The following is a 22888-nucleotide window of genomic DNA, read 5'->3' as shown; positions in this document are numbered from 1 at the left end:
GGGATTGATGTCGGTCACGTAATCTCGGCGTACCACAAAACCTGTGGGAGCGAATTCATTCGCGAAAGATTTCAGGCGATAGAGATACTGCGGATGTACCGGCCCCTTCGCGAATGAATTCGCTCCCACAGTAGAGATCCTGCGCGCACCGGACGTTGTAGGCGGTGGCGTCCAAAAAATTGCCACCGCCGGCAAGCCGGACTGCTACAGGGTTGGTGTGGTGTTAAGTCACCGATCCGCCAACGCCTTGGGCACTTGCCACACCAACAGCGCACCCAAGGTCAGGAACGCCGCCACTGCGTACAAACCTGTGTCGGTGTGCCCGGTTGCGGTGTTCAGCCACCCCACCATGTACGGCGACACGAACCCGGCGAGGTTGCCCATGCAGTTGATCCCGGCAATCGCCGCCGCAGCCGAGACCCCGGCAAGAAACGCGGATGGAATGCCCCAGAACAGCGACAGCGCGGACAGCACCCCGGCGGTCGCGACGCACAGCGCCAGCACCACCAGCACCGGGTTGGCGCCCACCAACGGGCAGACGATGAACCCCAAGGCCCCGATCAACAACGCCCCGGAGAAATGCTGGCGGCGTTTAGCCGTGCGGTCGGCCGTCATGCCAGAAATGATGATCGCAGGCAGCGCCACCAGGTAGGGGATCGCTGAAATCCAGCCCACGTAGGCCACGTCCTGAATCCCGGATTGCTTGATCAGCGACGGCAGCCAGAAGCTGATGCCGTACAGCCCGATGATCTGGCAGAAATACACTGCCGTGAGCTTCCAGATGTTGCGGTCGCCCATGAAGCTGCGCACGCTGGCATGTTCGGTTTTCACCGCGTCTTCCCGCGCCAGGTCACTCTGTATTTCCTGCTTCTGCGCGTCGGTCAGCCATTTGGCCTTGGCGGGTTTATCGACCATCAGGAACAGCACGGCAATACCGGCGATGAACGACGGAATGGCTTCGAGCAGGAACAACCATTGCCAGTTGGCCATGACGGTCGAGTCTTTCAGCGTCGCCATGATGATCCCGGAAATCGGCCCGCCAATGACCCCGGCCAGCGGGATGGCGATGTAATACAGCCCGAGCGAAAGACCACGTTTCTTCGACGGAAACCAATACGTCAGGTACAGCATGATGCCTGGCGAAAACCCGGCTTCGGCCACGCCGAGCAGGAAACGTGCGATGTAGAAATGCATCGGCGTCTGCACGAAGAGCATGGCGGCGGAGATGATCGACCAGGTGATCATGATCCGCGCGATCCAGATGCGTGCGCCGACCCGGTGAAGGATCAGGTTGCTCGGCACTTCGAAGAAAAAGTAGCCGATGAAGAACACCCCGGCGCCGAAGCCGTAGATGGCGTCACTGAATTGCAGGTCTTGCATCATCTGCAATTTGGCGAAACCGACGTTGACCCGGTCGAGGTACGCGGTGAGGTAACAGAAGATAATGAACGGCATGATCCGCCAGGCGATCTTGCGATACACATCGACCTTGCTTGCGGCCTGCGCAGTCGTCTGGCTGGTCGTCTCGGCGACGACGGCTTCGGTGATATTCGACATACATTCCTCTTCTTTCTGAAGATCTTTTTATTGTTGGAAGACCCTGTGCGCCGACGGCCAGACAGAGTGCCTGACAGCCGACGCGGGCCTGAATGCAGTGCGCCCTCGGTTACCGCAACGTCGCTTGAAAGATTTCCTCCATTTCCTTGCGCACCCGCACCGCCTGAATCGACAGGTCCGCCGTGACGTCACTCCAGCGCACCGGTTGGCCCGCTGCCACTGGACGGTTCAGCACCACGCCGTGGGCCAGACCGATCGGCAGGCCGCCCATGGCCAGGGAATCCACCGCTGGCATGAGCTTGCCGTACACCCGATGCCCGCCCTCGCCGTCCAGTTTTTCGCCCGCTTGCAGGTCGCGTTTGGCCGTCGCCACCACATCGCCACGGAAGCCGTTGGTGGCCCCCGTCGCACGGCCCAGCAGCGCGGCCTGGGCCACGGAAATGCCCAGCTCCAGACCGATCATGTGGTATGGCCGGTACAGCGAGGCGTACTCGCCGGTCGGGTCGGTCCGTACGCCATATTGCGAGAAGCAGTCGCGCACATAATCGCTGTGCCCCTTGAACGTCACGTACACGCCCCAGCGCAGGTCGCGGTACACCGGGCGCTCGTCGCGCTCCAGCGAGGAAATCACCTCGACCGTCCCTGAGTGAGAAAGAATTCCGCCGATGTCCCGTGGCCGCAGCAGCGTCGGCAAATCGTCCACGCCACAGGGCGGAAACGCCAGGCCCGTGGCCGCCGGGGTCAGGCCCGTGGCGTTGGACACCGCCGCCATTTCCAGCGCCGACTTGGTGCCGTCGAGAAACGAGTTGAACATCTGTGCGTTGAAATCGCCGGAGCCGACCTGCTCTTCGGTAAAGCCGTAATAGCCCCAGACGGTGTCGGGGGTCGAGGTGTGGTAAGCCGGCAAGTATTTGGTGCCCTTGCCCGCGCAGACCACTTCGAAACCCGAGGTTCTGGCCCAGTCCACCAGCTCGACGATCAACGCCGGTTGATCGCCGTAGGCCATGGTATAGACGATCCCGGCCTCGGCTGCCTTCTGTGCCAGCAACGGACCGGCCAGCACGTCGGCTTCGACGTTGACCATGATGATGTGCTTGCGGTGTTCGCAGCAGAGCAAGGCGTGACGAATCCCCGCCGCCGGGCTGCCTGTGGCGTCGATGATCACATCGACCTGGCCATTGGAAATCAGCGCCTGGGCGTCGTCCTGAATGTAGGTGGTCTGGTTGCGAACGGCGTCGTCGAAGGAGCGCGCGGCGTATTGCTCGGGGCTCCAGCCCACCCGCGCCAAGGCGTTGCGGGCGCGTTCCGGCGACAGATCAGCGATGCCGATCAGGTGGATGCCCGGCGTGCGGCGGGCCTGGGAGAGGTACATCGAACCGAATTTGCCCGCGCCGATGAGACCGACACGAACCGGCTTGCCGTCGGCCTGACGTTGTTGCAGTTGATCAATCAGCATCATGAGGGGTACGTCCTCTTTTGTTGTTATGGACCGCTACGTAAACGGTGTGCGGGGCGGGTGTCGTCCTCGTCACCGTTTGTGGAGATTCGAATCTAGCATTAGTATTTCTGCGGATGAATGAGCCTTTTCCCACTACCGGATGTGCAAAAAACCACATGGACGCTTTCAACTGGAACGACTTGCAAACCTTCCTGGCGATTGCCCGCACAGGCCGTCTGACGGTCGCCGCGCAACGCCTGAACCTCGATCACTCGACCTTGAGCCGACGTCTGGCGAGCCTCGAAGAGGCGCTGGGGGTCAAGCTGTTCGACCGCCGCGCCACGGGCTACACCCTGACTCAGGAAGGTGAGGCGCTTATTCAGGAAGCGGAGTCCATCGAAAGCATCAGCCTGCGCCTGCAAACCCGGTTGCAGGATGCGCAGCACAGCGTGTCGGGGACCGTGCGCATCGGCACGCCCGAAGGTTTCGGCACTTGGTTCCTGGCGGAACGCTTGCCGTGCCTGATGGCCGACCACCCGCAACTCGAAGTGGAACTGGTGGCCAACCCGCGCCATTTCAGCCTGTCGAAACGCGAGGCGGATTTGTCGATTGCCATGGCGCGCCCGGATCACGGCCGGGTGCATGCGCGCAAGCTGGTGGATTACGAATTGGGGATTTATGGCGCGCCGTCGTACCTGACGCGGCATGACGCCATCGACTCAGTCGCGCAACTGACCCAGCACAAATGGGTGGGGTACGTGGAAGACCTGATGTGGACGCCGGAGCTGAATTATTTTCGCGGGCAGATCCCGGTGATTCATCCGGGGATTCGCATTTCCAACGTGATCAGCCAACTCGCGGCGGTGCGTGCGGGGGTGGGATTGGGCGTGTTGCCGTGTTTCATGGCCCGTGGCGAGGCGGGGCTGAGGCAGATTTTGCCCAGCCAGAAGATCAACCGCACGTACTGGATCATCACCCACGCCGACACGTGCGAGCTGGCGCGGGTGAAAGTGATGCAGCAGTTTCTGGAACGCGAAGTGGCGCGGGAACCGTTGTTCTGGCGGATTTGAACGACATCCGGGATCAGCACGTTCACCCTGTGGGAGCGAATTCATTCGCGAAAAATGGTCCCGACGATGGAGATGTGCCGGTTGTAAGGGCCTCTCGCGAATGAATTCGCTCCCACAGGGTTTTGCGTTGTTCGGGAGGTTTTATCTCACGCCTCAACCACCGAAAAATCGAACAACACCTGCGGCGCTTCGATCAACAGTGAGCGCATCACCTGTGGCGAACAACCCAACGCATGCAACTGCTCGACCACCGTGCCGTAGCTGATCTGCTTTTCATGCTGCGTATGCGGCCAGTCGCTGCCCCACACCAACCGCTGCGGGCCGAAGCTCTGCACCAGCAGCGGCAATGCGGCGCGGGCGAAGTCGAGGTTTTCCTGCTCAATACCTTCCAGCCGATAAATGCCTGAAACCTTCATCCACACCTGACCGCCGAGCCCCAGCTCCAGCATCTCGCGAAAGCCCGGTTGATCCAGCCCTAACCGCGCATCGGGCCGACCGAAATGGTCGACGACGACCTTGACCCCGAACGGCATCAGCGCACGAATCAGCCCCGGCAGGTCCGCCACATGGCGGTGCAGCTCCACGTGCCAGTCCAGCTCGGCCACATGCGCGAACAACACCTTCCACTGCGGCTCGGAAAAATCCGGCAGCGCCTTGCCCATCAGGTTCAGGCGGAGGCCGACCACGCCCAGCCGGTCCATGTCGTTCAGCTCGGCGCGAGAGATGTCGCGCTCGACCACCACCACGCCCCGTAACAGGCCCGGCGCCTGTTTCAGCGCATCGAGCAGGTAGCTATTGTCGGTGCCCAAAAAGCTCGGTTGCACCAGCACGCCGTGGCTCAGGCCATGGCTTTGCAGGTTCTGAAGATACAACGCCAGCGTGGCGTCGTAGTCGGGTGAATAGCGTCGTGCCGATGTCAGATCCAGCTCCCTGCTGAATACGTGTGCGTGGCCGTCGATGCCAGGAATCGACGCGGGAAAGGTCTCGGACATGGGTCTCATCTATCGAAGGAATACGCGGTGCCGGGGGGTTGAAATCCGGGCACCGCACTAAAGGAATCGTCAGGCGCTGGCCGCTTCGTTGCGCGGGGTCGAGCCCTGGGCAGCGGCGGCGGTGGCTTCGAGGCTGCGGCCACGGGTTTCCGGCAGGCACAGGGCGGCAATCACGGCGACGCCGTAGGCGATACCGGCGTCGATGCCGATAGCCGAACCCAGGGACATCGACTCGCTCATGTGGCCGACGAGGAACGGAAACACCGAAGACAGCACCCGGCCGAAGTTGTAGCAGAAGCCCACCCCTGCCCCGCGCACGTCGGCCGGGTACAGCTCGTTGAACAACGCGCCGAGACTGGCCGGAATGCCCGCCGCGAAGAAACCCAGCGGGAAGCCGAGGAACAGCATCTCGGTGTTGGTCAGCGGCAGGAACACGTAGCACTGCACGGTGATCACGCAGCACAGGGCGAACAGCACGATGTTCATGCGACGGCCGATGCGGTCGATCAGGAAACCGCTGGCCACGCAGCCGCACCAGAAGGCGACGATGATCACGGCGAGGTAGCCGCCGGAGTTGAGCACCGACAGGTTGCGTTCGGTTTTCAGGAACGTCGGCAGCCAGGTCATGACCGCGTGGTATCCACCGTGGGCACCGAGGCCCAGCAAGCCACCGAGCAGAGTCACGCGCAGCAGTTCAGGACGGAAAATGCCCGCCAGGGATTTGAAGAAGTTCTGCGGGATGGCGTTGTCTTTTTGCAGGCGCTGGAAACTGTCCGGTTCCTCGACGTTGCGACGCACCCAGATGATCAGCAGCGACGGCAGCAGACCCACCAGAAACATCACGCGCCAGGCCATGTCGGCCGGAACGAAGGTATAGATCAGCGCAAACACGCCCACCGCCAGGCCCCAACCCACCGCCCACGCGCTCTGCACGGTGCCCATGACCTTGCCACGGTATTTCGGGTTGATGGTTTCGGCCATCAGCACCGCGCCCGCCGCCCACTCGCCACCGATGCCGAAACCTTGCAGGGCCTTGACCACCAGCAGCGAGCTGAAGCCGGTGACAAACGCCGACAGGAAGGTGAAGAACGAGAACCAGAGGATCATCCATTGCAGGGTGCGCACGCGACCGTAACGGTCCGACAGCGTGCCGCCGACCCAGCCGCCCAGCGCCGAGGTGATCAGGGTCACGCCGCTGATCAGACCGGCGTCGCCCTTGCTCATGGCGAAAGCCGCGATCAGCGCAGGAATGGCCAGGCCGAACATCTGGACTTCAAGGGCGTCCAGCGACCATCCGCCGAAACAGGCCCAGAACGTTTTGCGCTCCCGAGGAGTGACTTGGCGATACCAGTTGAACATGGTTCTTGTCCTTATAAGTGTGTGACGCGGCAGTGGTTGTAAAGCCTGCTCTCGTGGCAGGCTTGTCGATCTATCAATGACGGACCCGATCCCCTGTAGGAGCGAATTCATTCGCGAGCGGCCAGTGCAATCGATACACATCGGTCGGATGTAACACCGCTTCGCGAATGAATTCGCTCCCACAGTAAGTGCAGCAGTGGGCCATGAAAACGGTGTCGGGTTATCTGATATCCACGCTGTACCGAAAATGGCTGGCGTGCCCTCGCGAGCGGCGCCATTCCAAGGGTTGTCCGGCGTAGTTGCGGGCCAGGCGTTCGATCACCACCACCGGGCTACCGGCCGGCACCTGCAACAGTCGGGCATGGACATCGCCGATGGCCTCGGCAGTCAAGGTTTCTTCGGCGTAGGCGACCACCTGCCCGCACAGTTCTTCGTAGATGGGATAGAGCAAGGGGCCGTGGCGGCTGATGTCGGTATCGAGCAACACCTGAAACTGCACCTGCGGCAGCCAGATCTCTTCGGCCAGCACCGGCTGGGCGTCGAGCAAACGCAGACGGATCATGCGAATCACCGGCGCCTCCAGCGGCAGCCCCAGCGCCTGGGACACGGCAGAAGGCGCGTTGACCGGTTCGATGGAAAGAATGCGGCTCTCCGGCACCTGACGTTCGCCGGACACGCTCTGGAAACGAAAGAAACGGAACAGTGACGACTGGAACTGCGGACGACGAATGAAGGTCCCACGCCCCTGTTGGCGTTCGAGAATGTTTTCGCTGACCAGCATGTCGATGGCCTTGCGCACCGTGCCAGTGGACAGACAGTACTCGCTCGACAAGGCAGCTTCGGTGGGAATGGCCTCACCCGGACGCCAGCGGTTATTGGCGATCTGCTCAGCCAATTGATCACGCAAACGTTGGTAAAGCGGCAGGCGGACATCACTGGAAAGACGGTTCATGGCGGCGCTTCGCTGTTGTAGTTATCTAGTCATCTATATGAATCTGCGCAAAGTATTGTTCTGTTACAGCTGATCGTCAAGGTGGGCGCATTGCCGTTCGGCGCTTCGCTCTTTTCGCCGGACCTGCGAAAACGCCTACGCCCACCTGTCATCCCGGCATCGCCCTTGTCGAATGTTCCTACGCCTGTGAGTCCTGACGTCCTCTAGCGAACAGCTCCGCCACCCGCTTACGTGAGGGTTTTCCAACGCAGGCATTTTTGACTCATGAATCTGTATTACACGCAACATCCCCACGGCATTCTCTGCGGCTCACAGCTGATCGGCGAGGCCTCTGATCAGGGTTGCCGGATGGCGGAACACAAGGGCGCGCTGTATGCCGCGTACCTCGGGGAAGGTGACGTGATCAAGCTGATCACCCGGCAGGCCGCCTCGGAGCGGGAATGGACAACGCTCGAAACAGCCAGGCGCAGCAGCGGCGTGCCGGCGCTTTTTTCGTTCAACGACACGCTCTACATGGCCTACAGGAACGCGCAGAACCTGACCGTGCTCTGCCGTTACGTCGAGCCTTCGAACACCTTGGTCACCGTGTCGCAGATGAGTGATCGGTTATCGCAGACACCCGCCTTCGCCGTTCTCAATGGCACGCTGCACATGTTTTACAAGGCTCACGACAGCGCCAACCTCTTCCACAAGACCACCACCAACCTCAGTAGTTGGCGCAGACGCCCCGTGATCAAAAGCGACGGCCAGGCCACGGCGCTGTCCCACCTGAGCCCGGTGGCCGCGACCTACCAGAACCTCATTCATTTGATCTACAGCGACAGGGAGTCGGGTCACTGCTTCTTGCTGAAAAGCGACGGCACAAACTGGACGAGCCGCATCCCGCTGATCAATCAGAGCTACCCGCATTCGCCGGGGCTGACCGTGCATGACGGATTGCTCACCCTGGCGTTCGCCGGGCAGGACAACGCGCTGCACCAGTACACCTATGACGGTCACTGCGTGAGTGCGCCCGTCGCCAGCACGCTGCTGACGTGCGCCCCGGTCAGCCCGACGCTGGCGGTTCAGGACGGGCAGCTCACAGCGGTTTTTTCCCAGTGAGCGCGCTCCAGTCCCCTCTCCCGCCAACAGACTTCGTGAGCGTTTGCCATGCCCGTCAACCCCACCATCCGTGATTACATCAGCCGCGAACTGCTCTCCGTTTCCCGCCTGCAAGACTTCGAAACGCAATTCGAAGTGGTGGTCACGGACATCGCCACGTTACTGTCTTCCGCGCCCGCCGATGCCGGACACACGTCGGCGTGGCTGGCGTATGCACTGTCCCAGCGTTACATGCGCAGCGCGAATGAAGCCGCGCAACGGGATTACGCAGAGCGGCTGACCTCGGTGTTCCGGCGGCTCTACAACGATGCCCGGTTCATCGCGCTCATCGCGGCGGCACCGGCCCGTGTCAGCTACCCAATGCTGCTGAATTTCTATCACCTGCATCACGCCTTCATCATGAACGGGCTGCGCGCAGCACAGGGCCCCGAAACCCTGGACCACGGGGACGCCCTGAGAATGTTGCAGATCATTGTCGGGGCGGCCCACGGCCCTTGGCTGTCGCGCATTCGCCTGCACGGGGGCATCCGGGATTATCACCACGCACGGATGATCGACGATGCACAAGGCACGCGGATCGAACTGGGTCGGGCACCGTCCAGCGTTCATCGTTCCTTGTCGGTGGCCACCTGGAACATGCAAGGCACGTCAGAAGCGAGCGATGCAAAATGGCGCACGTTCGTATTGCCACTGGCCCGTGAGAACACCCTCATTGCCCTCCAGGAAGCAGGGGTTCGTCCAGCCTCGGCCCGGCACGTGACCGACCTGGCGGTGGCTGATCAATTCGGTGCGGTGTTCCGGGTTGAGCAGTATCTGTGGGAAGCGGGCAGCGTCTCGCGCCCGGAGCAATATCAGCTGTTTTTTCTCGACGTCCAGCGCTTGCGGGTCAACCTGGCAGTGGTCGTCGCCAGCCGGGGTGACATTGAAGTGGTGACACCGGTGGTGATTTCCGATGGCCTGCCCCCGCGCGATGGCGCCCCGCCGAATCGCCCGGCACTGGGCGTGGTGATACGCAGGCGCCATTCGCGCGCGGAGTCGATCACCGTCTACAGCTTCCACGCGATTTCCGGCGGTGGACCCAATGCTCCGCGTGTGCTCAGAGAAGTGAGTTGGCACACGCCGACACCCGTCGCCTTGTTGGGTGATTTCAACCGGGACCCTCGAGAAGACCCTACTGGCAGCCAGCCCGCTCGGGGCCCATGGATTTCCCCTCCGGAAATCGGGCAATTGGTGCTGCCCGGCGCGGCGACTCACCCCAGCACACAACCTCAGTCGATACTGGATTACGCCGTGGTGAATGGCACGAGCATCGATCCCGCCCCCGGGCAGGTCAGCGCCGCCGGCCCGTCGGACCATCGAGCGGCCAGTTTCACGCTGGCGTTTCCCGAGTGAGCCAGTGAGCGCGTCCGCCGAGGGTGGCGTACGCGCTCACGTGAGTGGCTAAGCCACCTTGTGCTTGGCACGCACCCGTGCGATGTGCTCAACCAGGTACTCGGCATCCCGCGCCACGCCGGAGAATCGGCCCGACCCCCAGGTGTACAACCATGGCAGCCCGAGGAAATACAACCCCGGTTGCGCCGTCACGCCGCGCACATGGCCGGGATGACCACGACCGCTGAACACCGGCGCATCGACCCAGCTGAAATCCGGCGTAAAGCCGATGCACCAGATGATGCAGGTGATGCCCTGCTCCAGCAGATTCAGCTCGCGACGCTCCTGTTCTGGCGTCCACACCGGCTCGTAACCCTCACCCGCTGGCGCGTCGATCCCCTGCTCGGCGATGTACTTGTCGATAGACGCGTTGATCCGGTTGTACACCGCATCGGCGCTGTTCAGGCTGTCCGTGAGGTTGTCGCTGAACTGCATCACCTCGCCTTGCAAGCCGTCGAGGCGACCGAACAGCTCCATGCCTTCCAGGGCAAATTTGCGCAGGTCGATGTCCCGACCGCCGTCGCGCCCGGTGACGTAATGGTTGGTGTTGTCGCGCACGCCTTCACGCAGTGGATGGGTATCAACGCCGATCCGGTAATACCCCATTTCCGCGAGCCAATCGACCACGTCCTTGCCCCGGTAAAACCGCGCGCAGCGAGGCGCATCACCCACCGCCAGATAGACGTTGCGCCCGGCCAGATGCAGGTCTTCGGCGATCTGCGCACCGGACTGCCCGGAGCCGACCACCAGCACATTGCCTTCGGGCAGGGCCTGGGGGTTGCGGTATTGCTCGGAGTGAATCTGGGTGATGCTCGAAGGCAGGCGCTCGGCCAGGCGCGGGATGATCGGCGTGTGATAACCGCCCGAGGCGCAGATCACTTGATCGGCGGTAAAGTCGCCTTGGGATGTGTGCACGTCGAACCCGCCCGAAGCACGAGGCGCCACGCGCTTGACCGTCACGCCTTCGCGCACCGGGGCGTTGACCGCTGTGACGAAACCCGCCAGGTAGGCGTTGATTTCGTCCTTTTTCATGAAGCCGTGGGGGTCCGTGCCGCCGTGCTCTTCGCTGTAGCGATACCCTGGCAGCGCGCATTGCCAGTTGGGCGTGACCAGACTGAACGCGTCCCAGCGCTGGTGGCGCCAGGTGTGAGTCAAGCTGTGCTTTTCCAGCACCAGATGATCGACGCCCTGCTGTTGCAGGTAGTAGCTGGCCGACAGACCGGCCTGCCCGCCGCCGACGATGATCACGCTGTGGTGCGGAGTTTTGATGGGGGTGATTGAGCTGGGCATGGTGGTTCTCTCCAAAAATCTGTCTCTGAAATGAAGGCCCCTGTAGGAGCGTGGCTTGTCCCGCGATCGGCTGCGCAGCAGTCGTAAACCTGTGATCGCGGTGCTTCCGACAAACCGTATTGATCGGTTCTACTGCCGCTTCGCGCCAGATCGCGGGACAAGCCGCGCTCCTACAGGCGAATTGCATTGATCAAAACGAACTCCAGCCCGCACCCGTCACCCGGCCACCGCCTTCGGTGCGCATGCTCAGCACTTCGACTTCCCCTTCGGACTGCCCGAAGGCCTGTCCCTTGAGCATGCCGAGGGTGTCCATCGCCGAGCTGCAGTAGAAGCCCTTGACCTGCTTCACCCGCTCGGAGGCGTTGTTCAACCCGCCGTCGACTCGCTGGAGAAAATCCGCCAGCGGGTAGCTCGCGCCCTCCTGCAAATGTTCGTAGATCACGGTCGAGGGCGAGTAGCAGGCGGCCTCTTTGCCGTTGGGCCAGCGGATGCGGAAATTGACGGCGGGCATGTCAGTGCTCCTTATGTGCGGACAGAGGTGAAAGGTCGAGGTGCGGGTAACTGAACCCGGTGAATGGCTGCTCGTTGAGGTTCCAGAAGGTGCGGCGTTGCAGCCCGTGCTGAACGGTGAGTTCGGCGCTGTCAGTCACCCGGCCGATGCGTTCGCAGCGCAGGCCTTCGAACGCGAATGCCGCCTGAACGTTGGGCCAGTCGGCGTCGTCCAGGGTCATGAGAAATCCATAGCTGGGGAAGACTTGCAGCCAGCGCAAGAGGTCGGCGGCGTCCGGACACGGCAGCCGTTGCAAGTCGATGTCGCCCCCGCAGCCAGTGGTTTCCAGCAGCATCAACAGACTGCCCAGAACCCCGGCGTTGCTGATGTCCTTGGCCGCATGCAGCAGTTTCGCTTCGGCCAGACGCGGCAGCACTTCGAGCTTGCTGCGCAGGCGCTCGGCGGGCACGCCTTCGAAGGCTTTCCAATAGGTGCTGTCGGCGTGCCAATAGCCTTCCAGATCCACCGCCATGGCGATGATTTGCCCCGGCTTCACGTGCAGGGTCGAGAGCAAGCGGCTGGCAATGCCGGTGATCGCCACGGCCAAGGCTGTGGGATTGTGCGCGGCGAGGCTGGTGTGCCCGCCCGCCAGCATCAGGCCATAGGCGTCGCAGGCGGCACGAATACCCGCGAGGATTTCCTGCGCGGCGGCATCGTCGTGGTGCCAATAAGCGTTGACCACGGCGGTGGCGCGCCCGCCCATCGCGGTGATGTCGCTGACATTGGCCATCACCGCTGACCAGCCCGCGAACCACGGCGCCGCTTTCACGAAACCCGGCAACATGCCTTCGATGGCCAGCAACTGAAAGTGATCGCCACAGGCAATGGCGGCGGTGTCGTCGCCGGGCAGCGCGTAGAGCTCGGCGCGGGTCAGCGGCTTGTCGCTGATGCCGATGATTTTCGCCGGTTGCTGGATCGCCTGTTTGGACAGCATCGCCGGTGTCATGCGCAGGGTGTCGAGCAGCGCGTTCAGATCGATGGATTCAGCCATGACGAGCCCCCTTCAACGGGTGCAACGAGACCTGACGCGGCATCAATGGATAGCAGGCCAGATCAGCCTGCATCAGGCAGTGGGGCTGGCCCAGCAGTTCGAGGTGTTCGAGGGTCTGCCACTGCAAGCCATGGAAATACGCTTCGTTGGGCGCCTGAACCGTGGCGCGAAACGTCTCGCAACCCAGTTCCTTGGCCCGTGAGACCGCCTCGTTGACCAGCGCCTTGCCGATCATGCTGTGGCGGCGATAAGCCTGGGCCACGCACAAACGCCCGCCGAACCACAGGCCCGGCTCAGGTTGATAGATGCGCACAGCCCCAATCACCTGATCCGCCATGCCGCAGTTGCCGGCCAGTGCGACAATGGCGATGGCCTGAAAGTCGTGACTGTCCTTGTCCTGGGGCAGCAGCTGTTGTTCATCGGAAAACACCGAGCGACGCAGCGCGAAGTACGCCTGTTTCTCCCAAGGTTCCGAAGCGGGTTTGACCACCAGCTCACCGGCGCGAAACGGTTCGAAGGTGCTGTCGACGAGGGCAAAGGCCAGGTTCTGCATGATCCGTCTCCCGTGAAATGAAATAGCGCCCTTGCAGGAGTGAGCTTGCTCGCGAGAGGCCAGTACTTCCGACGCATCTTTTGTGCGACGACCATCGCATCGCGAGCAAGCTCACTCCTACAGAAGATGTTCCTCAGCAAGCCATCCCATTTCGTCATTCATGATTCTTCAACGCCGAACACGCGCCGCATTTCGCGCAGCCCGCATTGATATTTTCCGAGTGCAGGCCGTGACGACGCAGGCTGGCGCCAATCTGCGGGTAGAGCCGGGCCATCATGGCGCTGTCGGGTTTGGGGTGATGAGCCAGCGGCGTGCCGTCGATGGGCACGAACGGCACGACGAAGGGGTACACGCCTATCGCACTCAAACGCTCGCTCATGTCGGTGATCGCCCGTTCGCTGTCGCCCAGCCCGGCGAGGATGTAGGTGCTGACCTGACCGCGCCCGAACACCTTCACCGCCGCTTCGAAGGCTTCGAAATAACGGTTCAACGGCACCTCGGCCTTGCCCGGCATGATCCGCTGACGCACCTCGTCCGTGACCGCTTCCAGGTGCATGCCGAGCGAGACCACACCGCTGTCGGCCAGTCGTTCGAACCAGACGTCGTCGTCCGGCGGCTCGCATTGGGCCTGGATCGGCAGGTCCACGGCGGCGGTGACGGCAGCGGCGGACTCACACAGAATCGCGGCGCCGCGATCCGGCGTCTGGGGCGTGCCGGTGGTCATTACCATGTGCTTCACGCCGTCCAGCTCGACGGCGGCTTTCGCCACTTCCGCCAACTGTTGCGGACGTTTGCGGGCGATGGTCTTGCCCGCCGCCAGCGACTGCCCGATGGCGCAGAACTGGCAGGACGTGCTGCGATCATTGAAACGAATGCAGTGCTGCAACACCGTGGTGGCCAATACGTCAGCACTGTGCAGCGTGGCGATCTTCCAGTACGGGATGCCGTCGGCGGTGCTGCGGCTGTAGAAATTTGGCACGCCGGGCATCTTCACCTGACCGACCTGCAAGCCTTCACGAAAGATCAGCGCCAGGCTGCCGTCTTCACTGGGTTGCGCTTGGTACGGCGAGGTCTGCGAAGCCTGGTTGAGGATCGGCACCATCATGGTCCGACCGCCCACGGTCAGCGCCTTATGGTCCGATGGCCCCGCGCCGCCCTTGCGTGACAGGCCGTTTTGCGCGGCCGGCCAGCGCACGCCGTGGCATTGCAATTCGGCGAGCAGTTCATTGGTCTGCATGGCTCAGCTCCTCGCGGACAGGGGTCATCGGGTGCGGGCTGCGTTCGTGCAGCTGGGCGGTGGGCGTGCGGTCGATCAGCAGGCTCAGCAGTTCCGGACGGCTGTAGTGGCCGACGGAATCCATCATGCGTTTGCGTTTGTCGATGAGCTTCAGGTCGAGGTCGGCGATCACCCAGCCTTCGCCCTTGCGCAGCGGCTCGCCGAGCAACTTGCCTTCCGGCGTGACGATGGCGCTGAAGCAACCCCCGGATATCGGCCCCAGAGCGCAGCCGGTGTCCTGCATGATCTGCCCCTGTTGATCGGCGTCGAGCCAGGCCGTGGCGTTGACCACGAAGCAGCCGGATTCCAGGGCGTGATGACGGATGGTGACTTCGATCTGCTCGGCAAAAATATCGCCCACCAGCGAGCCGGGAAACATCGCCACGTGAATCTGTTCGCCATCGGCCATCAGCGCGTAACGGGCCAGCGGGTTGTAATGTTCCCAGCAGGCCAGCGAGCCGATGCGGCCCACGGCGCTGTCCACGGCACGCAGGCCCGAACCGTCGCCCTGCCCCCACACCATGCGCTCGTGGTAGGTCGGGGTGATCTTGCGTCGGTGTTGAATCAGCGTGCCGTCGGCGTCGAACAGCAATTGCGCGTTGTAGATCGTGCCGCCGTCGCGCTCGTTGACGCCGATGGAGGCGACGATGCCCGCTTCGCGGCAGGCCTCGCCGATTTGCCGAGTGACGTCGGAGGGCACGGTGACCGACTCTTCCAGCAGTCGCAGGTGTTCCTTGCCCATGGCGAATGGCGGCTGGACGAAGGAGAAATAGGGGTAATACGGCACCACGGTTTCCGGAAAAACCGCGAACTGCACCCCCTCGCGACCCAATTCAAGCAAGGTGCGGCACAGCTTGGCGACGGTGGCTTCGCGGGAGTACAGCACGGGGCTGAACTGAACGGCGGCGGCGCGGATGGTGGTCATGTCGGGGTGTCCTGGTCGTGCATTGATCGTGCGGATCACGAGGCATCGGTTGATCTGTCGCCGGCCGCGATCTCTGTGAGAGCGAATTCATTCGCGAAGGCGATCGTTCAGCCAACGCATCGGCGTCGCCTGAAAACCTATCGCGAATACATTCGCTCCCACAGGGATTGGCGTCAGCCTGCCCAATTGGCGGCGTCGGGCGTTACGCCGTCCAGGTATCAATAATCATCGCGCCCTCACGGCGCATCAGCAGGCGCAGGTCCATCACGTCCAGCGGGTTGATCGGGCGGATGCCTTCGATCAGCGCCTTTTCGGTCTGGCCGTACAACGCCTGCAGGGCAAAGCGGCAGGCGTAGACTTCGCCACCCTCGGCCATGAACGCCTTGATCTGGTTATTCACCGCCAAGTGCCCCGGAAACGCTTCGGCGCCCAACGTCGGGAAGCCGCGCTGCACACCCAGTTGCACGCCCGGTCCGTACAGCAGGACTTTGGTTTCGAAGCCTTTACGCAACAGGCGCTTGGCCTGAAGCATGTTGACCAGGCCGATCGACCCTTCGAACGCGATGGTGTGGAAGGTCAGCAGGGCTTTTTCGCCCGGCTCGGCTTTGACGTCCTCGAAGACCTTCTCTTCGTAATTGACCAGGAAGTCGCCGTCTTGATAGTGATTGATGTCTACGCTTGGCATGTCGTCGCTCCGTTCATTCGGGTGTTGTCGGTGTCCGGATCGTTCACCGGGTGACAACCTGATAGAGCGAAGGCCGTGCCAAAAAAAATCGAGGGTCTCGTGAAAGGCGTAAACGTTTGATTTCAAGGAAGATCCCCATCTGATCCGTCTTTTTACCTACCATCTGATGCTTTCAGGGCATTACGCATTCCCGTAGAAGTACGAATCTTCGTAGTGGAAAGCCACGAGATTTCGTAATCATGAACGAACCCGATTCGTTGATTGGCTGGGCCGACCTGGCCTATTCCTCGCGGCACATGGTGTTCGAGCACTGCGCCGAAGCCATCGCCCTCCTCGACCCGTTCGCCGATCACTTCGGCGACCTCAACATCGCCGCCTGCAAGCTGCTCGGTTACCCGCGCCAGGAGTTGCTGGCCCTGCCCGTGAGCAAACTGTTCGGGCACCAGTTGGCGGACCTGATCGTGTTCACCCAGGCGGTGATGGACAAAGGCCGTGGCTGGACCGACGACTTGAGTTGCAACATCAAGACCGGCGAGCGCATCGAACTGGAAATCTCCGCCACCACCCTGCAAATCAAGGGCAGCCCGCAGTTGATCCTGGTGCTGCGCGAGGCCAGCCAGCAGAAGTACCAGCAGGATCAGGCCCACACCGAGCGCACCATGCGCGGCGGGCTGATCGAGTGGCGCAACATCCTCAATCTGTTTCAGGAGTCCGAGCGGGACAATCAGCTGCTGCTCAGTTCGGTGGGTGACGGCATCTACGCCATCGACAGCGAAGGCCTGGCCACCTTCGTCAACCCGGCGGGCGCGCGGATGCTCGGCTGGGACGCCAAGGACATGCTCGGCAAGAACATCCACCGCATTCATCACCACAGCCACGAAGACGGCAGCCACTACCCGGTCGAGGATTGCCCGATCTACAAGGCCGTGCACGACGGTGTGGTACACGAAGGTCGGCAGGAGGTGTTCTGGCGTCGTGACGGCAGCTTTTTTCCGGTGGAATTCACCAGCACGCCGGTGATCTCGGATGGGCGTATTGCGGGGGCCGTGGTGGTGTTTCGCGACATCACCGAACGGCGCAGCACCGAGACTCAGCTGCAAACGGCGCTGGACGAACTGAAGGTGCTGAAGCAGCGGCTCGAAGACCAGAACGCTTACTTACAGGAAGAGATTCACATCGAACACAACTTCCGCGAGATCGTCGGCCAGAGCGCGCCGATCCTGAAAATCATCAAGCAGATCGACGTGGTCGCGCCGACCGATGCCAGCGTGTTGATCAATGGAGAATCCGGCACCGGCAAGGAATTGATCGCCCGCGCCATTCACCAGGCCAGTCGCCGCAGCGCGCACCCGCTGATTCGGGTCAACTGCGCGGCGATTCCGACGGAGCTGTTTGAGAGTGAGTTCTTTGGCCACATTCGCGGCGCGTTCACCGGGGCGGTTCGGGACCGGGTCGGACGCTTCGAACTGGCCGACGGCGGCACGCTGTTTCTTGACGAAATCGGTGAGATTCCACTGGAGCTGCAAAGCAAATTGCTGCGCGTGTTGCAGGAGGGGCAATTCGAACGGGTGGGCGAAGAACGCACCCGCAAAGTCGATGTGCGGATCATCGCGGCGACCAATCGCGACCTGAGGCAGGAAGTCGGGGCGAAGCATTTTCGCGAGGATTTGTACTTCCGTCTTAACGTCTTCCCGATCCAGTCCCCCGCCTTGCGCGACCGTCCGATGGACATTGCGCCGCTCGCCGCGCACTTCCTCAAACAAGTCGGCAAACGCCTGAACATGCCCGGTCGCCGCTTGCGTAACAGCGACATCGAACGACTGCAGAACTACTCCTGGCCGGGGAACATTCGCGAATTGCAGAACGTGATCGAACGGGCACTGATCACCTCGACGGGCGCGGATTTGAATATGGATTTGCCTGATGAACCGAAGGCCTCAGACAGTGCGAGTGTCGGCGTTTCTGCGCAGCCCGCCTTCCTCACCGAAGACCAGATGCGCGACCTCGAACGCAACAACATGCACGCCGCCTTGAAGGCCGCGAATGGCAAGTTGTTTGGCAAAGGCGGTGCGGCGGAATTGTTGGGGGTGAAACCGACGACGCTGGCATCGCGGTTGAAGCGGCTGGATATTGAGGTGGATTGAGTGACCTGCATGCGCCGCAGGGATCTGAACAATAAGGTTGTCAGGTTCTACTGCTGCTTGGCAGCAAACCCTGACGCTTCAGACTTGGCAGGCACACTCAGTACTCCATGACTCACTGCATTTAACCGCCGCACTGAGCATCCGGAAAAACACTCGGCTGCACTGGGGGTATCGCCTCTCGATCCGCCTCGGTGTCGTTCGGTTCGACATGAAATTCGCGAGACGGGTGATGCTCGCCCCGAACAATCTCGCCCATCTCCATCATGCTCTCGACCAGACGCTTGAACAGTTCTTTTTTCATGCTCCCTCCTGAAACCTTCGCACTGTAACTCAAGGGCGAGCACTGGCAATCCTATAAACCGCATTCGCAAAAAAAGAGCGCGCGAAGGCGCTCTTGGTTACACGGTATGACTTGCCCTCAAAACCCCACACTCGCCTGCACAAAGAATGTCCGTGGCTGCCCCAGGTAGATCCCCGAGTTGTTGTCGCTGGAGCGGGTGAAGTATTGGTGGTCGAAGAGGTTCTTTACGCCCGCCCCCACTTTGAGGTTCGACATCTGCTTGCCGAAATCGTAAGCGCCGCGCACGTTCCAAGTGACGTAGCCAGGGATGTCGCCGTACTGACCGTCAGCCGAGGGCGTGGTGATGTAGTTGCCGTTGAAGCTGCCATCGGCGTTGGTCCCGGTGCCGGGTGCGCGTTGTTTCGATTGGGCGTAGCCGTCGACGTTGTAGGTCCAGCGATCGACCTCATAACGCAGACCGACCGTGGCCACCTGACGCGAATAGAGCGGCAGGTCGCGGCCTTTGAAGCCGGGGATGTCGCCTTCGGAGGTGGCGCGGGTGTAGGTGAAGCCAGCGTTGGCCGTCAGCCCAGCCAAGTGCGCGTCGAGGGCGCTGAGGTCGTAGTGGGCCGAGGCCTCGATGCCCTGGTGCTTGGTGGCGCCGAGGTTGGTCCAGCCCACGTCGTTGCTGACGTATTGCAGTTCGTCGTCGAAGTCGATGTAGAACGCCGTCAGCTCGCCGCCCCACGTGCCGTTGTCGTAACGGGTGCCCAGCTCGTAGGTCTTGGCCTTTTCCGGTTGCAAGCCACTGGCCGTGTCGTTGCCGGTACCACCCTGAGCGACCTGGAAGTATTGCAGACTGCCAAAGGACGTCTCGTAGTTGGCGAACAGTTTCCATTCGTCCGACAGGTGATACATCACGCTCAGCGCCGGGAGCGGTTCGTTGTTGTTGACGCTGCGGTCCTTCTCTTGCACCCGCACGCCGTTGGTGCCGAGCACCGGGCGGTCGTGCCAATCGGTGCTGATCCGCTCGAAGCGAATGCCAGGGGTAATGGTCCATTTGCCCACATCGATCTTGTCGTCGATGTAGAACGCGGTCGCTTCAGTGCCACCCGTGCGATCCTGATAGACGTGGCCGTCGGAACCCGGAATCACCACGGGAGTGTTGTTCACCAGCCCCAGGCGAGACGCCTGCTCATGCATGGCCTCTTTCAGGTAGCGGGCACCCACGCTGACTTCCTGGGTGGTCGGCCCCAGGTCCAGCACGTGCGAAACGCGCGGCTCGATGCCAAACGTGTGGTAGCTGCGCGGGAAGGAGCCGAGGGTTTTCTGGTCGCGGGCGGCAATGTTGCTGCCGCGAAAACTGTCGGTGTAATACGTCAGCAGTTCGGCCTGGGTCGAGTCGTCGATCTGACGCTTGTACTTGATCGACACGTCCTTGCGACGACCGCTGAAGTTGTCGTAGTCGCGGTCAGACTGATACGGATTGGCGTCGAACTGCTTCTGCGTCAGACCGCCTGGCATGTCGGCCTTGGCGTCGTAATAGTGGAAGTTCACCGACAGGTCATCCTGCTCGGTGAGCGCCCAATGGGTCTTGAGTAGCAGGTCGTCGATGTCATTGTCATTGTTGCTGGAGCGATAGCCCGAACCGTTGACGGTGGAGTACAGCAAGGCTGCGCCCAGGCCGTTGTCTGCCGTGCCGCCGATGAACATCGTCTCCATGTTTTTGTAACCGCCGTGGCGGCTGGTCTCGATGGTGCTGCTGACATCACCGCTGAGCTTTTCCGGGATGGCGCGGGTGACGAAATTGATCACACCGCCGACGTTCTGCGGCCCGTAACGCACCGAACCTGCGCCGCGCACCACGTCGATGCTGTCGAGGTTGCCCGAGGAAATCGGCGCCATCGACAACTGTGGCTGGCCATAGGGCGCGAACGCCGCAGGTACGCCGTCGATCAGCACGGTCGAGCGTGGCGACAGGCGCGAGGTCAGGCCACGCACGCCCACGTTCAGGGAAATGTCGCTGCCGCCCGTGCCGTTGGATTCCTGCACTTGCACGCCGGGAATGCGCCGCAGCACATCGCCGACGTTTTGCGCGCCCTGCTCGACCATGGTCTGACGGCGCACCACCGTCCGCGCACCGGGGTGGTTCTGCACCACGGCGGCGTCGGCATCACCGAGCCAGTCCCCCACCACTTTCACTTCCATCGGCGCGATTTCAAGGCTGCCCGGCGTGGCGGACGCGCTTTGTCCGGCAGGTTTGAGCACCACGGTGTCGGCGGACATTTCATAGTCCAGACCACTGCCCTTGAGCAGCGAACGCAGCGCCTGTTCCGGTGACAGATTGCCGTCCACCGCGGGCGCCTGCTTCCCGGCGACCAGGTCCGGGCTGAAAAACAGTTGCAGGGAAGTCTGCTGACCCAGTTGACTCAACGCGGCGCTCAGGGGTTGGGCCTGAATGTGAATCGCCGTCGGCGCGCCCTCGGCATAGCAGTGACCCGCGCCGGTGCCGACCGCCAGGGCCAACGCCCACGGCAGCCAGCGAGAGGATTGCGGTGCAGGCAGGGTGCGGCGGACGGCCAGTTGAAGCGCGTTGAGTCTATTGTTTTTCACGTCGGGTCTTGTCCTGAAGTTTCAGAATGCGAAGCACATCTGCGTTGTTCTGAATGCTAAGCAATCGCAGTTGGACAAGAAGACGAAGGGCCGCGAAAAAACCTGAATCTATTTTGAAAATATTTCCTGACTGCCATCGGCGAGGGTTCGAACGGCCACCGGCAAAATGCTCGGCAAGGCCCGGAGCAGAGCGTCCGTGTCGTCGGATTTGAACACGCTGGTCAGGCGCAAATTCGCGGCCTTTCCATCGCTGACCCGCAGCGGTTTGGCGCGATAGCGGGAGACTTCCTGCACCACGTCCCTCAAGGACGCGTCGTTGAACACCAGCTTGCCGGTACGCCACGCCGTGATCGCCGCCGTGTTGACGGCCGATGCCGGCATGACGTTGCCACTGGCATCGATGCTCGAACCCAGTCCCGCTGTGAGCGTGACCTGATTCCCTTGCTCGCCCGCCGTGCCCTTGACCTTGACCGTGCCAGACTCCACCGCCACCAGCGTGCGGGTCGGGTCGCGACGAACGTCGAAGCGCGTGCCGGTGACGGTCACCGAGCCATTGCCGGTCTGCACCACAAACGGTCGGGAGGTGTCGTGTTCGACGCTGAACATCGCTTCGCCCTCGGTCAGTTCGACCTGACGCGTGGCGCTGAAGAAGTGCACCTTCAGACGGGTGCGACCATTGAGGTCCAGCACCGAGCCATCCGGCAATGCCACCTGACGCCGTTCGCCCACCGCCGTGGCGAAGTCCGCGCTGTAATCCGGCTGCGGGTCCAGGCCGAAGTAAAGGCTCGTTCCCACCACCATCGCCACCAGACTGGCCGCCACCGCATAGCGGGCGAATGTTCGACGAGCGGGAGAAGATGGCGCAGGCAACGGCGTCGGCGCATCCGGTTCACACAGGGCTTCGAGCCGTGCCCTGGGCAGCAGATCGGCGGCGCCCCACAGGTTTTGCAGCAGGCGGTATTCATGGGCGTGCGGGTCGTGGGCGCTCAGCCAGGCCTCAAACTCAGCGTGCTCCTCCGACGACAGCTCGCCATCGCGAGCACGGGCAAACCACCACGCCGCCTGATCGCGTACGGCGTCTGGGCCACAAGGGCAATCACGGTCCGTCGTCATGGTGTTTCCTGAGCAAATGAAAGGCGGGCCAGTTCCCGGTGACGATGCATCATGGCGCCGGGGCATCCAGCCGGTCGCGCAAATGGCGCAGCGTGCGAATCATATACTTTTCCACCATGTTCTTGCTCAGGCCCAGGCGATCGGCGATCTCCAGCTGCGACAACCCTTCGAGCTTTTGCCAGACGAACACCTTGCGACAGTTGAGCGGCAACTCCGCCAGGGCACGTTCGATGGAGTCTGCCAGCTGGATGGCATGCATGAACGCCTCCGGGTCATCCGTGTGACCGGCTGATGTGTCGAGAGATTCCCGTTCGAGTTCACTGCGCCGGTCTTCACGCCGCCAGGTGTCGACCGCGATGTTGCGGGCCGTTTGATGCAGATACGCCCGAGGCTGCTCGACGCTCGCCCCGCCGGTCGATTCCAGCACGCGCACGAACGCGTCATGGGTCAGGTCTTCGGCCTGATGACGGTTCTTCAGACGGCGGGTCCAGGTGCCCACGAGCTCTTCGTAATGATCGAGAAAGCCTTTGCTTCGTGGCAGCTTGAGGGTCATGAGGGGGTGGGAATG

The 22888-nt window shown here is 62.1% G+C and carries 20 protein-coding genes; 4 read left to right on the top strand and 16 right to left on the bottom strand.

Features of this window, described 5'->3' with window-relative positions; translation table 11 throughout:
• Nucleotides 1-228 precede the first annotated feature (228 nt).
• Nucleotides 229-1557 carry an MFS transporter gene (locus GVN17_RS19115; RefSeq protein WP_166596821.1) on the bottom strand — a complete coding sequence of 443 codons (1329 nt, stop codon included), beginning with the start codon at nucleotides 1555-1557 and terminating at the stop codon, nucleotides 229-231.
• A 109-nt stretch (nucleotides 1558-1666) separates the two neighbouring features.
• Nucleotides 1667-3016 (bottom strand): NAD(P)H-dependent oxidoreductase, encoded by a 1350-nt coding sequence (locus GVN17_RS19110; protein ID WP_166596820.1) that lies wholly within the window; start codon nucleotides 3014-3016, stop codon nucleotides 1667-1669.
• Nucleotides 3017-3171: 155 nt separating this feature from the next.
• Between GVN17_RS19110 and GVN17_RS19105 the strand changes: the two genes are divergently transcribed.
• Nucleotides 3172-4065 (top strand): LysR family transcriptional regulator, encoded by an 894-nt coding sequence (locus GVN17_RS19105; protein WP_166596819.1) that lies wholly within the window; start codon nucleotides 3172-3174, stop codon nucleotides 4063-4065.
• A gap of 146 nt (nucleotides 4066-4211) precedes the next feature.
• Here GVN17_RS19105 and GVN17_RS19100 read toward each other — a convergent pair whose 3' ends face one another.
• The 3 genes from GVN17_RS19100 to GVN17_RS19090 form a co-directional block, all read right to left on the bottom strand.
• Nucleotides 4212-5057: an amidohydrolase gene (locus tag GVN17_RS19100; RefSeq protein ID WP_166596818.1), complete on the bottom strand. Its 846-nt coding sequence runs from the start codon at nucleotides 5055-5057 to the stop codon at nucleotides 4212-4214.
• A gap of 69 nt (nucleotides 5058-5126) precedes the next feature.
• Entirely contained in the window at nucleotides 5127-6416 is a 1290-nt protein-coding gene (locus tag GVN17_RS19095) for an MFS transporter (RefSeq protein ID WP_166596817.1), read from the bottom strand.
• A gap of 220 nt (nucleotides 6417-6636) precedes the next feature.
• Nucleotides 6637-7368, bottom strand: coding sequence for a GntR family transcriptional regulator (locus GVN17_RS19090; protein WP_166596816.1), 732 nt, complete (start codon nucleotides 7366-7368; stop codon nucleotides 6637-6639).
• 264 nt (nucleotides 7369-7632) lie between these two features.
• On the opposite strand from GVN17_RS19090, the gene GVN17_RS19085 reads away from it, so the two are divergent.
• Entirely contained in the window at nucleotides 7633-8469 is an 837-nt protein-coding gene (locus GVN17_RS19085) for a hypothetical protein (RefSeq protein WP_166596815.1), read from the top strand.
• A gap of 48 nt (nucleotides 8470-8517) precedes the next feature.
• On the top strand, nucleotides 8518-9861 hold the full coding sequence (locus GVN17_RS19080) for an endonuclease/exonuclease/phosphatase family protein (protein WP_166596814.1): 1344 nt from the start codon (nucleotides 8518-8520) through the stop codon (nucleotides 9859-9861).
• Between the two features lie 48 nt (nucleotides 9862-9909).
• On the opposite strand, the gene GVN17_RS19075 is transcribed toward GVN17_RS19080, so the two are convergent.
• The 7 genes from GVN17_RS19075 to GVN17_RS19045 form a co-directional block, all read right to left on the bottom strand.
• Nucleotides 9910-11190, bottom strand: coding sequence for an MSMEG_0569 family flavin-dependent oxidoreductase (locus tag GVN17_RS19075; protein ID WP_166596813.1), 1281 nt, complete (start codon nucleotides 11188-11190; stop codon nucleotides 9910-9912).
• 190 nt (nucleotides 11191-11380) lie between these two features.
• Nucleotides 11381-11701, bottom strand: a complete 321-nt coding sequence (locus GVN17_RS19070) for an MSMEG_0570 family nitrogen starvation response protein (protein WP_166596812.1) — start codon at nucleotides 11699-11701, stop codon at nucleotides 11381-11383.
• A 1-nt stretch (nucleotide 11702) separates the two neighbouring features.
• Entirely contained in the window at nucleotides 11703-12731 is a 1029-nt protein-coding gene (locus GVN17_RS19065; protein ID WP_166596811.1) for a sll0787 family AIR synthase-like protein, read from the bottom strand.
• Nucleotides 12724-13284 (bottom strand): MSMEG_0567/Sll0786 family nitrogen starvation N-acetyltransferase, encoded by a 561-nt coding sequence (locus GVN17_RS19060; protein ID WP_166596810.1) that lies wholly within the window; start codon nucleotides 13282-13284, stop codon nucleotides 12724-12726. The genes GVN17_RS19065 and GVN17_RS19060 overlap by 8 nt, the downstream gene beginning before the upstream one ends.
• 154 nt (nucleotides 13285-13438) lie before the next feature.
• The gene (locus GVN17_RS19055; protein WP_166596809.1) at nucleotides 13439-14521 is read right to left on the bottom strand and encodes an MSMEG_0568 family radical SAM protein; all 1083 of its coding nucleotides are present in this window, start codon (nucleotides 14519-14521) and stop codon (nucleotides 13439-13441) included.
• Complete coding sequence (locus tag GVN17_RS19050) at nucleotides 14508-15485, bottom strand: Nit6803 family nitrilase (RefSeq protein WP_166596808.1); 978 nt, start codon at nucleotides 15483-15485, stop codon at nucleotides 14508-14510. The genes GVN17_RS19055 and GVN17_RS19050 overlap by 14 nt, the downstream gene beginning before the upstream one ends.
• Before the next feature lie 202 nt (nucleotides 15486-15687).
• The gene (locus GVN17_RS19045; RefSeq protein WP_062387355.1) at nucleotides 15688-16170 is read right to left on the bottom strand and encodes an MSMEG_0572/Sll0783 family nitrogen starvation response protein; all 483 of its coding nucleotides are present in this window, start codon (nucleotides 16168-16170) and stop codon (nucleotides 15688-15690) included.
• A 239-nt stretch (nucleotides 16171-16409) separates the two neighbouring features.
• Here GVN17_RS19045 and GVN17_RS19040 point away from each other — a divergent pair, with 239 nt between their 5' ends.
• The gene (locus tag GVN17_RS19040) at nucleotides 16410-18314 is read left to right on the top strand and encodes a sigma 54-interacting transcriptional regulator (protein WP_166596807.1); all 1905 of its coding nucleotides are present in this window, start codon (nucleotides 16410-16412) and stop codon (nucleotides 18312-18314) included.
• Between the two features lie 121 nt (nucleotides 18315-18435).
• Here GVN17_RS19040 and GVN17_RS19035 read toward each other — a convergent pair whose 3' ends face one another.
• From GVN17_RS19035 to GVN17_RS19020, 4 genes are all read right to left on the bottom strand, one after another.
• A complete protein-coding gene (locus GVN17_RS19035) occupies nucleotides 18436-18615 on the bottom strand; it encodes a hypothetical protein (protein ID WP_166596806.1) in 180 nt (59 codons plus the stop codon).
• Nucleotides 18616-18732: 117 nt separating this feature from the next.
• Nucleotides 18733-21159, bottom strand: a complete 2427-nt coding sequence (locus GVN17_RS19030) for a TonB-dependent receptor (protein ID WP_166597003.1) — start codon at nucleotides 21157-21159, stop codon at nucleotides 18733-18735.
• A 156-nt stretch (nucleotides 21160-21315) separates the two neighbouring features.
• Complete coding sequence (locus tag GVN17_RS19025; RefSeq protein ID WP_166596805.1) at nucleotides 21316-22320, bottom strand: FecR family protein; 1005 nt, start codon at nucleotides 22318-22320, stop codon at nucleotides 21316-21318.
• 49 nt (nucleotides 22321-22369) lie between these two features.
• Nucleotides 22370-22873 (bottom strand): sigma-70 family RNA polymerase sigma factor, encoded by a 504-nt coding sequence (locus tag GVN17_RS19020; protein ID WP_166597002.1) that lies wholly within the window; start codon nucleotides 22871-22873, stop codon nucleotides 22370-22372.
• Between the last annotated feature and the right edge of the window lie 15 nt (nucleotides 22874-22888).

It is taken from the genome of Pseudomonas sp. SLFW, from assembly GCF_009905615.1.
Taxonomy (GTDB): domain Bacteria; phylum Pseudomonadota; class Gammaproteobacteria; order Pseudomonadales; family Pseudomonadaceae; genus Aquipseudomonas; species Aquipseudomonas bambusae.
This window is presented reverse-complemented; position numbering and strand designations above follow the sequence as displayed.

What these genes read in the sequence shown, in the direction of transcription:
- GVN17_RS19105 (WP_166596819.1), top strand. Translation starts at nt 3,172, where the DNA reads ATGGACGCTTTCAACTGGAACGACTTGCAAACCTTCCTGGCGATTGCC.
- GVN17_RS19055 (WP_166596809.1), bottom strand. Translation starts at nt 14,521, where the DNA reads ATGCAGACCAATGAACTGCTCGCCGAATTGCAATGCCACGGCGTGCGC.
- GVN17_RS19085 (WP_166596815.1), top strand. Translation starts at nt 7,633, where the DNA reads ATGAATCTGTATTACACGCAACATCCCCACGGCATTCTCTGCGGCTCA.
- GVN17_RS19075 (WP_166596813.1), bottom strand. Translation starts at nt 11,190, where the DNA reads ATGCCCAGCTCAATCACCCCCATCAAAACTCCGCACCACAGCGTGATC.
- GVN17_RS19060 (WP_166596810.1), bottom strand. Translation starts at nt 13,284, where the DNA reads ATGCAGAACCTGGCCTTTGCCCTCGTCGACAGCACCTTCGAACCGTTT.
- GVN17_RS19100 (WP_166596818.1), bottom strand. Translation starts at nt 5,057, where the DNA reads ATGTCCGAGACCTTTCCCGCGTCGATTCCTGGCATCGACGGCCACGCA.
- GVN17_RS19045 (WP_062387355.1), bottom strand. Translation starts at nt 16,170, where the DNA reads ATGCCAAGCGTAGACATCAATCACTATCAAGACGGCGACTTCCTGGTC.
- GVN17_RS19115 (WP_166596821.1), bottom strand. Translation starts at nt 1,557, where the DNA reads ATGTCGAATATCACCGAAGCCGTCGTCGCCGAGACGACCAGCCAGACG.
- GVN17_RS19090 (WP_166596816.1), bottom strand. Translation starts at nt 7,368, where the DNA reads ATGAACCGTCTTTCCAGTGATGTCCGCCTGCCGCTTTACCAACGTTTG.
- GVN17_RS19025 (WP_166596805.1), bottom strand. Translation starts at nt 22,320, where the DNA reads ATGACGACGGACCGTGATTGCCCTTGTGGCCCAGACGCCGTACGCGAT.
- GVN17_RS19080 (WP_166596814.1), top strand. Translation starts at nt 8,518, where the DNA reads ATGCCCGTCAACCCCACCATCCGTGATTACATCAGCCGCGAACTGCTC.
- GVN17_RS19110 (WP_166596820.1), bottom strand. Translation starts at nt 3,016, where the DNA reads ATGATGCTGATTGATCAACTGCAACAACGTCAGGCCGACGGCAAGCCG.
- GVN17_RS19040 (WP_166596807.1), top strand. Translation starts at nt 16,410, where the DNA reads ATGAACGAACCCGATTCGTTGATTGGCTGGGCCGACCTGGCCTATTCC.
- GVN17_RS19020 (WP_166597002.1), bottom strand. Translation starts at nt 22,873, where the DNA reads ATGACCCTCAAGCTGCCACGAAGCAAAGGCTTTCTCGATCATTACGAA.
- GVN17_RS19050 (WP_166596808.1), bottom strand. Translation starts at nt 15,485, where the DNA reads ATGACCACCATCCGCGCCGCCGCCGTTCAGTTCAGCCCCGTGCTGTAC.
- GVN17_RS19095 (WP_166596817.1), bottom strand. Translation starts at nt 6,416, where the DNA reads ATGTTCAACTGGTATCGCCAAGTCACTCCTCGGGAGCGCAAAACGTTC.
- GVN17_RS19065 (WP_166596811.1), bottom strand. Translation starts at nt 12,731, where the DNA reads ATGGCTGAATCCATCGATCTGAACGCGCTGCTCGACACCCTGCGCATG.
- GVN17_RS19035 (WP_166596806.1), bottom strand. Translation starts at nt 18,615, where the DNA reads ATGAAAAAAGAACTGTTCAAGCGTCTGGTCGAGAGCATGATGGAGATG.
- GVN17_RS19070 (WP_166596812.1), bottom strand. Translation starts at nt 11,701, where the DNA reads ATGCCCGCCGTCAATTTCCGCATCCGCTGGCCCAACGGCAAAGAGGCC.